Source organism: Flavobacterium pectinovorum, from assembly GCF_006438875.1.
GTDB classification, from domain to species: Bacteria; Bacteroidota; Bacteroidia; order Flavobacteriales; family Flavobacteriaceae; genus Flavobacterium; species Flavobacterium pectinovorum_A.
Genome location: NZ_RCZH01000019.1, coordinates 1 through 13,220, shown reverse-complemented (window position 1 = coordinate 13,220; position 13,220 = coordinate 1). Strand labels below are relative to the sequence as shown.

The 13,220-nt window shown below is 33.8% G+C and carries 10 protein-coding genes; all 10 read left to right on the top strand.

The window, feature by feature from the left end; genetic code table 11:
* The first annotated feature begins 22 nt into the window (after positions 1-22).
* A complete protein-coding gene (locus EAH81_RS22250) occupies positions 23-1,450 on the top strand; it encodes an L-serine ammonia-lyase (RefSeq protein ID WP_140511204.1) in 1,428 nt (475 codons plus the stop codon).
* A gap of 116 nt (positions 1,451-1,566) precedes the next feature.
* Positions 1,567-2,766, top strand: a complete 1,200-nt coding sequence (locus tag EAH81_RS22245; RefSeq protein WP_140511203.1) for an SH3 domain-containing protein — start codon at positions 1,567-1,569, stop codon at positions 2,764-2,766.
* A 49-nt stretch (positions 2,767-2,815) separates the two neighbouring features.
* Positions 2,816-3,634, top strand: a complete 819-nt coding sequence (panB, locus tag EAH81_RS22240) for a 3-methyl-2-oxobutanoate hydroxymethyltransferase (protein WP_140511202.1) — start codon at positions 2,816-2,818, stop codon at positions 3,632-3,634.
* A gap of 54 nt (positions 3,635-3,688) precedes the next feature.
* Positions 3,689-4,384: an RluA family pseudouridine synthase gene (locus EAH81_RS22235; RefSeq protein ID WP_140511201.1), complete on the top strand. Its 696-nt coding sequence runs from the start codon at positions 3,689-3,691 to the stop codon at positions 4,382-4,384.
* A gap of 76 nt (positions 4,385-4,460) precedes the next feature.
* Positions 4,461-5,789 (top strand): aldehyde dehydrogenase, encoded by a 1,329-nt coding sequence (locus tag EAH81_RS22230; protein ID WP_140511200.1) that lies wholly within the window; start codon positions 4,461-4,463, stop codon positions 5,787-5,789.
* A gap of 119 nt (positions 5,790-5,908) precedes the next feature.
* A complete protein-coding gene (locus tag EAH81_RS22225; RefSeq protein ID WP_140511199.1) occupies positions 5,909-6,703 on the top strand; it encodes a hypothetical protein in 795 nt (264 codons plus the stop codon).
* Positions 6,704-6,798: 95 nt separating this feature from the next.
* The gene (locus tag EAH81_RS22220) at positions 6,799-10,848 is read left to right on the top strand and encodes a PAS domain S-box protein (RefSeq protein ID WP_140511198.1); all 4,050 of its coding nucleotides are present in this window, start codon (positions 6,799-6,801) and stop codon (positions 10,846-10,848) included.
* 91 nt (positions 10,849-10,939) lie between these two features.
* A complete protein-coding gene (locus EAH81_RS22215) occupies positions 10,940-11,791 on the top strand; it encodes a neutral zinc metallopeptidase (protein WP_140511197.1) in 852 nt (283 codons plus the stop codon).
* A 150-nt stretch (positions 11,792-11,941) separates the two neighbouring features.
* Entirely contained in the window at positions 11,942-12,307 is a 366-nt protein-coding gene (locus EAH81_RS22210) for a transposase family protein (RefSeq protein ID WP_140511196.1), read from the top strand.
* 43 nt (positions 12,308-12,350) lie between these two features.
* Positions 12,351-13,220: transposase (locus tag EAH81_RS22205; protein WP_241676633.1), on the top strand; the 870-nt coding region annotated here is incomplete at its 3' end.

The window sequence follows — 13,220 nt, the reverse complement described above, 5'->3', positions numbered from 1 at the left end:
TTGTCTTAATAAAAATTACGCAATGGAAGAATGTATCTCTGTTTTTGATATGCTTAAAATTGGTGTTGGTCCCTCAAGTTCTCATACTTTAGGACCTTGGAGAGCCGCAGAACGTTTTTTGGAAGAGCTGAAAGACGAGTCAATTTTAGACCAGATTAAACGAGTAAAAGTCGATTTGTACGGATCTCTTTCTTTAACCGGAAAAGGTCACGCCACTGATTTATCGGTTATGTTAGGTTTAAGTGGTCAGGATCCTGAGTATATTCCGGTTGATAATATTGCCGGGATTATTAAAACGATCGAAGATACGAACGAAATTGTTCTGGCAAACGAATATAAAGTTCCGTTTTATTTTCTTCAGGATATTGTCTTCAATAAAGAGTTTCTTCCTTTCCATGCAAATGGATTAAAATTTACGGCTTATAAAGCAGATGATTCTGAGTATGAATCTACTTTTTATTCTATTGGAGGAGGTTTTGTCGTTAAAGAAGAACGCACAAATGCCAAGATCAAAGAGGAAATAAAATGTGCTTTTCCATTCCCGATTCAAAATGCTGTTCAGCTTTTAAATTATACGATTTCAGAAAACAAATTGATCTCAGAGATTGTTTATGAAAACGAAAAATCAATGCGTCCAGAGGCCGAAATTCATTCAGAATTAATGCGCATCTGGAACACAATGTTAGAATGTATGTACATTGGCTGTCATACCGGAGGGATTCTTCCCGGCGGATTAAACGTTCGCAGAAGAGCTTTTGACATGCACCAAAACTTAATAGGTTTATCCAATTATTCGAATCCGCAAACGTGGCTGGAAGAAATTAGAAAAACCGAAGTGAAATTTCGCCAGATCCTAAAATGGGTAAGCTGTTTTGCACTTGCCGTGAATGAAGTAAATGCTTCTTTGGGACGTGTTGTTACAGCGCCAACAAACGGAAGCGCGGGTGTAATTCCGGCGGTTTTAATGTATTATCTCGTTATTGAAAATCATAATGCAGGCGAAAAAGAAATCAAACAATTCTTAATGGTTGCCGGAGAAATTGGAAGTATTTTCAAGAAAGGATCTACAATCTCAGCCGCAATGGGTGGTTGTCAGGCCGAAATTGGCGTTTCGTCATCAATGGCTGCAGCAGCACTTTGCGAATTAATGGGTGGAACTCCTGCTCAGGTTTTAATGGCTGCCGAAATTGCAATGGAACATCATTTAGGTTTAACCTGTGATCCAATTGGCGGTTTGGTTCAGATTCCGTGTATCGAAAGAAATACGATGGGTGCCATAAAAGCCATAAACGCTGCCGAACTGGCTCTTGAAACGGATTCTAAAAATGCAAAAGTGCCTTTGGACAAAGTAATCGATACCATGTGGCAAACGGCAAAAGACATGAACTCCAAATACAAAGAAACCTCAGAAGGTGGATTGGCAATTGCCGTAAATATGGCGGATTGTTAAAAAGATAAAAGTTGCCACGAATTTCACGAATCTACACGAATTAATATTTAAAATCAGCTTTCCGCAGATAAAAATTAGTGCAGATTCGTGCAATTCGTGGCAAAAAAAACTACTTTATGAAAAAATACTGCTTTCTTCTAGCACTATTATTTTGCTCGGTTTTACTACATTCTCAAGATCGTTATTTTCTAAATTCAGATACGAGATTATATACTTCTAAAAGTACTTCGGGTGATTTTTTGGGTTATTTTAAATACGGTGCAGAAGTCCGCTTACTTTCAGAAAATGAAAACGGCTGGTACAAAGTAAAAGCAGATAATTTATCTGAAGGTTATGTTCCTGAAAAATTCATTGCCGAAAGATTAAATGCTAAAGATGTGCAGATAAAAGACAGTGAAAACCCAATTATAGAAGGCGGTGACGCTTATTATGGCGGGAATCATCTTTTTGTTTTGGTCGCCGGTTTAAAAGCGAGAGCACAACCTGATAAGAACTCAAAAACCAGAGAAATTTTATATACAGGAGATCCTGTTGCTGTAAATTATTTACCTAAAAATCCAGACGAATGGGTCAATATTTATGGTCGTATTGATGATGAATATGCACAATTTACCCTTCGAAAATTCATCGGAAAAAGACCTGATTTTAATGCTTTAGTAAAAGATTTTGATAAATTGGATGTTTCTAATAGTACAGAACGCAAAACCATTGGCGAAAGAATCGTCGAACTTGCGTGGAATAGCGACAAAACAACATTGACGCCTGCTTATCAAAGATATTACGAAGTCGTAAAACAGTTAAACGATCCTAAACTTCTTGCAGATACGGAGCTGAATATGGCTATAGCCAAAGGATTGTCAAAACATAAAAAACCGGAAGAAATTACGGCTTTTACCAAAAAAGTAGAATTTATACTGAAAGGCACAAAAACGAAATCTTTATATTTCACTCAAAAAGATTTGGTAAAGATATTTGGAAAACCTTCTAAAAAAGCAACTGTAAGTGACGAATGTGGCATTTATCTAAGTGAACTTTTTTATTATTATCCGGATTTAGTGGCTTCTGTAGATGAAAACAAAAATCAGGCAGAAATTACAAAAGTCTTCATCAACGAAAACAATAAAGTTGTTTTTAATGCCAATGCACTTTTAGACAACACTTTGTCTGAGAAAACTTTTATCGAAAAATACGGAACTTATATTGGTGCTTCTATAAAAGCACCGCATTTTTATTCTATTCAATTAGAAGATAGTGAATTTACAATTGAATTCAGGGACGGAAAGTTATTTACTGTAGAAATAATCTTCTATTGCTGATTTCAATTTATAATTATTCAATACTTTTACACCTTCAAAAAAACTCAAAATGTCAGTAGCAAAAAAAGATTATAAAAGAATCACAACAAAGTCATTAATCGAAATGAAAAGCAACGGAGAAAAGATCTCAATGCTTACCGCTTACGATTTTACAATGGCCAAAATTGTTGATACCGCAGGAGTCGATGTGATTTTAGTGGGCGATTCAGCATCAAATGTTATGGCGGGTCACGAAACGACATTGCCAATTACTTTAGATCAAATGATTTATCACGCTTCATCTGTAGTTCGCGCTGTAGAAAGAGCTTTAGTTGTGGTAGATTTACCTTTTGGAAGTTACCAGTCTGATCCAAAAGAAGCTTTGCGTTCTGCTATTAGAATCATGAAAGAAAGCGGCGGTCACGCTGTGAAACTTGAAGGAGGAAAAGAAATAAAAGAATCTATCAAAAAAATATTAAACGCCGGAATTCCTGTTATGGGACACTTGGGTTTAACACCACAATCGATTTATAAATTCGGAACTTACAGCGTTCGTGCCAAAGAAGAGGAAGAAGCTGAAAAACTAATCGAAGATGCAAAACTATTAGAGAAAATTGGTTGTTTTGGTATTGTTTTAGAAAAAATACCAGCCGATTTAGCGCAAAAAGTTGCTGAAAGTATTTCGATTCCTGTTATCGGAATTGGAGCCGGAGGTGGCGTTGACGGACAGGTTTTGGTTATTCACGACATGTTAGGAATGAACAATGAATTCAGCCCGCGCTTCTTACGTCGCTATTTAGATCTGTACAACCAAATGACTTCGGCAATTGGTAAATATGTTACTGATGTGAAGTCTCGTGATTTTCCTAATGCAGGGGAACAGTACTAAGTAATCAGTTTTCAGTCGCAGTTTTCAGTATTCAACATCCTAAAAAAATCTATTTTGTCCAATAAGATCATCTCTAACAAGGGAAACCTACAAATTTTACATGAAGACAATCACATTATTGTGGTTAATAAACGCGTAGGCGATATTGTGCAGGGTGATAAAACCGGAGATAAACCATTATCTGATGTTGTAAAAGAATACATTAAAGACAAGTATAATAAACCTGGCGACGTTTTTCTGGGAGTGATTCATCGTTTGGATCGACCTACAACCGGAATTGTTGTTTTTGCCAGAACCAGTAAAGCGTTAACACGTATGAACGAAATGTTCAGCAATCGTGAAACTCAAAAAACCTATTGGGCAGTTGTTAAGAATAAACCTCAGGAAACAACTGCCAAATTGGTTCATTATCTTAAGAGAAACGAAAAAAACAATACTTCAAAAGCACATTTAAAAGAAGTTCCGGACAGTAAAATCGCCAGTTTAGATTATACCGTTTTCAAAGAACTTCAAAATTATGTGGCTCTGGAAATTAATTTGCATACCGGTCGTCATCATCAAATTAGAGCGCAATTGGCAGCAATTGGATCTCCAATTAAAGGAGATTTAAAATATGGTTTTGACCGAAGTAATACTGATGGCGGAATTCATCTTCATGCCAGAAAATTAGTTTTTGTACATCCTGTTTCTAAAGAAAACATTACAATCATTGCGCCTACTCCAGACGAAACAATTTGGAATGCTTTATGATTTTTATGATACAATTGTTAATTTTTTAAATTTTATCGATTAACTTGCATAGTCAAAAATCAAGTGAATCATAAAAATGGACTATAAAAACGACATCGGATACAGAAAAGAAACGCTCAAAAAATTGTTGTATAACATTCAAAAAAGCGAAGATTTAATTGTAAAAGCTTTATACGATGATTTTAAAAAGCCCGAATTTGAAGCTGTTTTAACCGAAACAAATTATGTCATTTCGGAACTTAAAGACACCATCAAAAATATTCATAAATGGGCAAAACCAAAACGCGTTTTCCCTTCCCTTCTTAACTTTCCTTCTACAGATTATATTTTTAAAGAACCGTACGGAAATGTTCTGGTAATAGCACCTTGGAATTATCCTTTTCAACTGGCGTTATGTCCTTTGATTTCTGCCGTAGCTGCGGGAAACAGAGTTGTTTTAAAACCATCAGAACTTACTCCAAATACCTCCTCTATAATTGCTAAAATTATCCAAAAAACATTTCATGTCAATCATGTTGAAGTTTTTGAAGGCGGTGTCGAAGTTTCTAATAAATTGCTGGCAAAACGCTGGGATTACATTTTCTTTACAGGAAGTGTTGCTGTTGGTAAAATCATTGCCAAAGCCGCAGCCGAAAATCTGACTCCAATAACATTAGAATTAGGCGGAAAAAATCCTTGCATTATTGATGAAACTGCCAACTTAAAACTGGCTGCAAAACGAATTGTCTGGGGAAAATTCATAAATGCAGGACAAACCTGCATTGCTCCAGATTATATCCTGATTCAGAAAAATATGAAAGTTAATTTCCTTTCTTTTTTAATGGAAGAAATCATCAAGGCTTACGGCAAAAAAATAGAAAAATCACCTGATTTTGCGCGTATTATCAATACTAAAAACTGGGTTCGTCTGGACAGTATGATCGAAAAAGAAAAAGTAGTTTTTGGAGGAGAAACAGATGCCAGCAAACTGTATATTTCTCCCACAATACTTGAAGAACCAGCATTGGACAGTCCGGTTATGAAGGAAGAAATTTTTGGTCCAATCTTACCAATCCTGACTTATGAAACCGAATCTGAAATTCAAAACGTAATTAGCCGTTACGAAAAACCCCTTGCTTTCTATGTCTTTAGCGAAAATAAATCATTTGCAAAAAAACTAATTACCACTTATTCTTTTGGCGGCGGCTGTATCAACGATACTGTAGTTCATTTTTCGAATAAAAGACTTCCTTTTGGTGGTGTTGGTCATAGTGGCATTGGCGCTTATCACGGTCAATTGAGTTTTGATGTTTTTTCTCACCACAAAGCTGTCGTAAAAAAAGGAAACTGGCTTGATTTGCCAATGCGATATGCACCTTACAAAGACAAACTGGCTTCTATTAAACGTCTATTAGACTGGATGTAAGCACAAAAAAACGATTTCGTAATGTTTTGTAGATTATCATTAGAAATTGATTAAAAATATTATATTTACGTCTGATTAAACGGCTTAAATTACAAAAATATAAAACAATTTTACATATAATGAAATCTACACTTGACCAAATTGAAGACATCAAAAAAAATGGCTATACCATTGATTTTGGAACCATTTTTAATTACGCTTTCGAAAACTACAAAAAAATAGCCCTTTATTCCGGACTTATCATATTGGTCTTCTCTGTAATTATGGCAGTTCTGGTTATGGGAGTTGCTGTTACTTACTATGGCGTACAGGCTTTGAGTAAAGATTTTATTCAAAATCTCGAAAATCAGAAATTAACCTATTTAGAGCAGCTTTTTTCAGTAGCCTTTCTTTCAGCATTTGCAGCATTGCTAGCCCCTTTTGGAGCAGGATTTCTTAAAATGGCAGATTGCGCTGATAAAGATGAAGAGTTCAATGTTTCTACTATGTTTACGTATTACAAAGCACCGTATTTTTCCCAGTTGTTTACAATGACTTTAATTATTGGATTGATCAGTAATGCAATTTCAGTTGCGATTGACAGCCTTGGAATCATTCTTTTAGGAAATGCTATTTCAATCTTTATATCCTTTTTTACATTTTTAGCTGTTCCATTAGTAGTTTTTGGAAAACTGAATGCAATAGATGCCATAAAATCAAGCTTAATTATAGTAAGTAAAAATCCATTTTTGATATTCGCCTTGTTTGTTACCGGTTTCGTCGGTTCAGTTATAGGTGTTTTTGGATGTTGTATCGGAATAATATTTACAGTTGTTTTTAATAGTTCTATAACTTACGCTACTTATTTCGCCATTTTTAGTGAAGAAGAAAAGAAAGATGCAATCGACTCAATCGGACAATCAGATTTAGAATAAAACCGAAATTTCTAAATAAACAAAGAGCTTAACCTACTCTTTTTAGAACTTTTCAAAAATGCTATTTTACTAAACCAACATACCCCCCGAATTCTATGGTAGTTAACTATAGTTTCTTCAATACATTGATTTCAGGAATTGCCTTAATTAGCGATATCCTGAAATCAATTATAACAAATTGGTATGTTTTCAACTCCAACATCATTTTTTACAACAATCCTAAAATCATTGCTTTAGGATTATCTCTCTTTGCTTTTCTTGCATTATTGGTCTATCAGTTCTTTCGAATAAAAGCCAGAATTGGTTATTTTATTGAAAAAAAGAAAGAAGCCGAAACTGCAGGCAAAGAATATCAATTGTATATTTTGTTCTTTGGTATTGCAGTCATTTTAATCGAAATTATTAATGAAATCTTTAAAATCAGACCAAAAAGTTTACTAGTTGTAAACGTTTCCATAGGTTTTTCAGTTCTGCTTATTTATATAATAACAGACAAAATTAGATGGCTTAAAGATAGAATTCAGCAAATTTTTATTTTCTCCTTCTTTATCTATATATCCTATGTTTGCTACAATATTATCCATCTTTCAAATGATGTAGTTCCCGTCATTGTTTTTTTAATCTCGTTTTTCTTCTCTTATAATATTCTAAAACCAATAAAAATCTACTGGTTTTTCGTTGCTCTGGTATTTATATTTCTACTTACAACAATTGCTTTACATTTAATTCCCGTAAAATCCTCTGTATTATTAATTAATTTCTGCATTCTGATATTTATAATCAATCAGGTAAAATATGCTGTTTTATTAAACAATCGTGACAATTTCAGGTTTGCAAATGAAATCGTTCACAAAGGAAATTCATTGACCATTGCTACAAATCAAAAAGGAGCAATATTATTTTGCAGCGAAACCATAAGTCCAATTTTAGGTTATTTACCAGACGAAGTAATGGGTTTTAACTTCTGGAAATTAACGAAAGACGAAGGATTTATAGAAAATAATTTTCCTGTAAATTATGAAGAAAACAAACTTTATATTCGGAAATTAAAAAGTAAAAATGGCGAATATAAATACATTCAATGGAAAGACAAAAAATTCTCTGATGACTTAATTATCAGTATTGGTCAAGATGTTACAGAACAAATCAATGTTCAGGATCAATACAAAAATCTGATTCAAACGGCCACGGACATCATTTTTGAAATTGATGCTGCCGGACACTTTACTTTTGTAAATGAATTTGGATTCTCAATTTTAGGCTATTCCGAAAATGAAATTATATCCAAACACTATTCAAATTTCATACACGAAAATTATATTAGAGGTGCCGTCGATTTTTACGAAAATCTGGTCATCAATGAAAATAATTTCCCAACAATAGAAATTCCGGTTATAAAGAAAAACGGATTGGAAGTCTGGATTTCACAAAAAATTATTGTTCGTAAAAATGATCTTGGCGAAACAATTGGATTTGCGGGAATTGCCAGAGATATTACAGAAATTAAAAACATAGAAAACGAGAAAAAAAGACGTCTCGAAAAGATTGAAGCCTACAACAATTCGACAAAAAAACTATCCACAACCGATTTTAGTAAATATGATAACTTAAACACTGTTATCGATTATATAGTGCGGGAAGCCGCAACTGTAAGCCAAACAAACAGAGTTAGTTTCTGGAAATATTATAAAGATTTAATTACTTGTAAAAACCTATTCAGCCTTGATAATCAAACTTTAAGCGACAAGAATATATTAGATAAGGAATCATATCCTATTTATTTTGAAACTTTAAAAAACAAAGCGATTATTAATGCTCCGGATGTTTTTAATAAACTGGAAACCTCTGAATTTCAGAAGCTTTATTTTACCAAAAATCATATTAAATCAATGCTTGATGTTCCAATCTTTTTGAGCGGACAATTAGCCGGCGTTGTTTGTTTTGAAAGTACCGAAGAACAAAGAGAATGGGACAATGAGGATATCAATTATGCCCGAACTATTTCTGATGTTATTTCGCTGGCAATTTCGTCGCAAATGCGTTTAGAAGCGGAACGTAAATTAGAATTCAAAAGTCAATTGTTATATGCGCTTTCGCTTTGTACAGAGAAATTTTTACTGAGCAAAACGACTCAGGAAATGTTTCAGGAAACGTATGATTTAATTGGAAAAGCAGCAAAAGTAGATCATATGTATTACTACGAAAGAGATTTTACAACTAATACTGTCAGTCAAAAATACAAATGGTCTAAAAAAGGAGTTGCACATCAAATCACAAAATTAACACAACTCACAGAAGATAATTTAAAAGAAATTTACGAAATCGCTAAAAACAAAAAGATCCTTAATACGCTTACGCGAAAGCTTGACAACACCTTTTTTAAGCAACTATTAATTGATAATGAGATCAAATCGATTTTGATTTTACCGCTGTATATAAATGATATTTTTACAGGATTTATAGGTTTTGATGATTGTACAAATGAAAAAAGATGGTCTGAAGAAGAAATCTATATTTTTCAGGTTCTTGCCAACAATATTTCATCTGCTTTAGAGCGAAATCGGAATGAAAATAAAATTCTTGAAAGTGAAGAGAAATTCAAATTAATAGCCAATAACATTCCCGGAACCGTTTATTTGTCAAAATTTGATGCTTTTTCGACCAAAATATTCCTGAACGATGAAATTCAAAATTTAACCGGTTATTCAAAATCAGAGTTTATTGAGAATAATTTATCGTTTTTATCCCTAATTCATCCGAATGATAAAGACGAAGTAATCAACAATCAGGTTGATAATTTACAAAGCGGAACACCGCTCCATAACATATATCGCATTCAGCGAAAAACTGGCGAGTATATTTGGGTAGAAGAATTTGGTGATGTAATCAAGAAAGGTGATGAAATTGAATTTGTTGGTGGAATTTATTTTGACATTACAAACAAAAAAGAAACCGAAGACGCCATAAAAGCCAAACAATTAGCGGAAGCTGCCAATAAATCGAAATCAGATTTTCTGGCTAATATGTCACATGAAATCAGAACGCCATTAAATGGTATAATTGGTTTTACACATCTATTGATGAAAACGGATCTTGAAGAAATTCAGGAAAAATACATGACCACCATTAATCAATCCGCACATTCATTGTTGGAGATTATAAATGATATCCTTGATTTTTCTAAAATTGAAGCCGGAAAACTGGAACTTTTTATCGATTTGTATGATATTAAAAAAGTGCTCGGTCAGGTTTTTGATTTGATTGTTTATGAATCGAATCAAAAAAGCCTTCAATTAGAATTAAATGTAGATCCGGATGTTCCTAAATATATTTGGACAGATATTGTCAGAATCAAACAAATTCTGATCAATTTACTTTCGAATGCCGTAAAATTTACCAATGTAGGCTCTATAAAGCTAAATGTTTCGGTTTTGGAAAAATACAAAAGCAATAATTGCATCATCAGATTTTCTGTGATTGACACGGGAATTGGAATTTTGGAAAAAAATCAAAAGAAGATTTTCAAGGCTTTTTCGCAAGAAGATAGTTCTACAACGAGAAAATTTGGAGGAACAGGTTTGGGATTAACCATTTCTAACCAATTATTAGCCCTTATGGAAAGCCGCTTACAACTGGAAAGCAAAATAGATATTGGCAGTAATTTTTATTTTGATCTAAATCTAAAAACAAGTAACCAAAGCATTAACGAAAAATACAATGCCGAACTACAAAAGATAAATTCAAAATCTGCTTGCACTAATGAATTAAACAGTAAAAGAATAACTTTTTTGATCGTAGAAGACAACAAAGTCAATATGATGCTCTTGAAAACTATAATTAAAAACTTGTACAATAATGCTTTTATTTACGAATGTGAAAATGGTTACGAAGCCGTACAGCAATATGAAAGCATCAATCCTGATCTGGTTTTTATGGACATTCAAATGCCAATAATGAATGGTTACGAAACCACAAAAGCAATTAGAAACACCGTTAATGGTCGGGATATACCAATAATTGCGGTAACTGCAGGAGCCGAAAAAGAGGAACGAAATAAATGCATCTCAGCCGGAATGAACGATTATATCTCAAAACCAATCATGAAAGGAACTGTAGAAGACGCATTGACAAAATGGTTAAAATAAATTAAAGTTAATCGTTTGAATGAAGTATATTTTCAAAAAAATATATAAATTCGTACAACAAATTTTATAACAATCAATAATACAATATACTATGAAGTGGAGAGGAACAAGAGAAAGTGATAATGTTGAGGACAGAAGAGGGGTTTCTGGTGGAAAAGTAGTCGTTGGCGGTGGAATCATTGGTATTATCATTTTATTAGTAAATGTTTTTGGTGGAGAAAATGCCAAAATGATAACACCTGTTTTAGAACAATTGCAAGGCGGTCAACAAACGCAAACTGAAGCAGCAGCTCCTTTAAGCAAGGAAGATGAAGAAATGGGACATTTTGTGAGATCTGTTCTAGCTAAAACTGAAGACACCTGGGACAAAGTTTTCACAGAAAAAGGACTCACCTATAAAAAGCCAAAATTAGTACTTTTTAAAGGCTCTGTAAACACTGATTGTGGCGGTGCAACATCTGCATCAGGACCATTTTATTGTCCGGGAGATCAAATCGTATATATGGATTTAGATTTCTTTGAGGAACTTCAAAGTAAATTTGGTGCAAAAGGTGGTGACTTTGCTATTGCATACGTTATTGCGCACGAAATTGGTCATCATGTACAAACCCTGTTAGGAACCTCAGCCAAAATGCGTCAGGCGCAAGAAGGAAAAAGCGAGGCGGAAGCCAATAAACTTTCGGTTGCATTGGAGCTACAAGCGGATTTTTATGCAGGAGTATGGGCACATGACAACCAACAATATATAGAAGCTGGTGATATTGACGAAGCCTTAAGCGCTGCAAATGCTGTTGGTGATGATGCAATTCAGAGCAAAATGCAAGGTCATGTTGTTCCGGATTCCTTCACACACGGAACATCAGAACAAAGAATGTATTGGTTTAAAAAAGGATTCAAAACAGGAGATATTAAACAAGGAGATACTTTTGCAGAAATAAAATAATTCATAAACCAAACTATAATAACCAAATGAGCATGACTTAATCGTCATGCTTTTTTTTATTGAACCATATAAGTAATATAAGTTGGGTCAAAACATATTGTTGTGGAGAAATATTAAAATATAGATATTTGTATTTTAAAATTACCCCCAATGCAAGATTCTTTTATCGACCTTCTTAAGTTATTATTACCTGAAATAATAGTAGACTACTTTGAACTCACGTCTTATAAAAAAGAAGGTGAAACACTTCATCTTTATCTAAAAGAGATTAATTCAATACCTAAAGAATACAGAGAATCTAAATTAAGTTCAAAAGGATTCTTTGAGGAGATAACGGTTCAGGATTTTCCTATTCGTGGACATCAAGTTTATTTGCATATCACTCGTAGGAGATGGCTTAATGAAGATACTGGAAAAGTGGTATTTAGAGATTGGAATTTAGTAGCAGACGGAACTCGTGTAACACAGGAGTTTGCGTCTTTTTTAAAAGAGATCAATAGATTCCAGTCCAAATGATTGCAATACCATTGCTTCTTTTTATGGAGTTTCCGGTAGAAATTTGCAATGTCAATACAAAGATTTCCTAAGTGATTTCAAAGTCTGGGATCAAATATCCCACGCAAAAAAATGGCTTGTTTTTCCACAAAATATTGGAAAACGTTTATCCATAGATGAAACCTCCCTTTCTAATGGTGAGCTATATACTATTTTAACCAACAAATCCGGCAAAGGCAGAAAAGGAACTATAATAGCTATGATTGCAGGAACTAAAGCGGAAACTGTTATTGCAGTTATTGAAAAAATCCCTGTTAAAGAGCGAAACCTAGTCAAGGAAATCACTTTGGATATGGCTGGAAACATGGGATTGATTGCTAGGAAGTGTTTTCCAAATGCAGTTCGCGTTACGGACCGTTTTCATGTTCAAAAATTAGCTTCAGAAGCATTACAGGAAATCAGAATTAAATATCGCTGGGAAGCTATAGATCTAGAAAATGAAAACATAGAGAGCGCTAAGAAGTCAAATGTAAATTTCGAATCCAAGATACTTCCTAACGGAGACACTCTTAAACAATTACTAGCCAGAAGCCGCTATTTTTTGTACAAAACAAAATCGAAATGGACTAAAAATCAAACAGAACGTGCTGCAATACTATTTGAATTGTATCCTGATATTCAAAAAGGATATAATCTAACTCAAGAGCTCCGCGGAATCTTTGAGAACACAAAAGATAAAATCATAGGCTTTGCTAAACTAGCCAAATGGCACGAAAAAGTAAATCAATCTGGATTTAAATCTTTTGGTACAATCTCTCGCACAATTATAAATCATTATCAAACCATATTGAATTATTTTGACAACAGAAGCACCAACGCTTCGGCAGAATCTTTCAACGCAAAAATAAAAGCATTTAGGTCAAAATTCAGGGGC

Coding starts and splice junctions, on each gene's coding strand:
- EAH81_RS22250 (WP_140511204.1), top strand. CDS start 23: ATGGAAGAATGTATCTCTGTTTTTGATATGCTTAAAATTGGTGTTGGT.
- EAH81_RS22245 (WP_140511203.1), top strand. CDS start 1,567: ATGAAAAAATACTGCTTTCTTCTAGCACTATTATTTTGCTCGGTTTTA.
- panB (WP_140511202.1), top strand. CDS start 2,816: ATGTCAGTAGCAAAAAAAGATTATAAAAGAATCACAACAAAGTCATTA.
- EAH81_RS22230 (WP_140511200.1), top strand. CDS start 4,461: ATGGACTATAAAAACGACATCGGATACAGAAAAGAAACGCTCAAAAAA.
- EAH81_RS22225 (WP_140511199.1), top strand. CDS start 5,909: ATGAAATCTACACTTGACCAAATTGAAGACATCAAAAAAAATGGCTAT.
- EAH81_RS22220 (WP_140511198.1), top strand. CDS start 6,799: ATGGTAGTTAACTATAGTTTCTTCAATACATTGATTTCAGGAATTGCC.
- EAH81_RS22215 (WP_140511197.1), top strand. CDS start 10,940: ATGAAGTGGAGAGGAACAAGAGAAAGTGATAATGTTGAGGACAGAAGA.
- EAH81_RS22210 (WP_140511196.1), top strand. CDS start 11,942: ATGCAAGATTCTTTTATCGACCTTCTTAAGTTATTATTACCTGAAATA.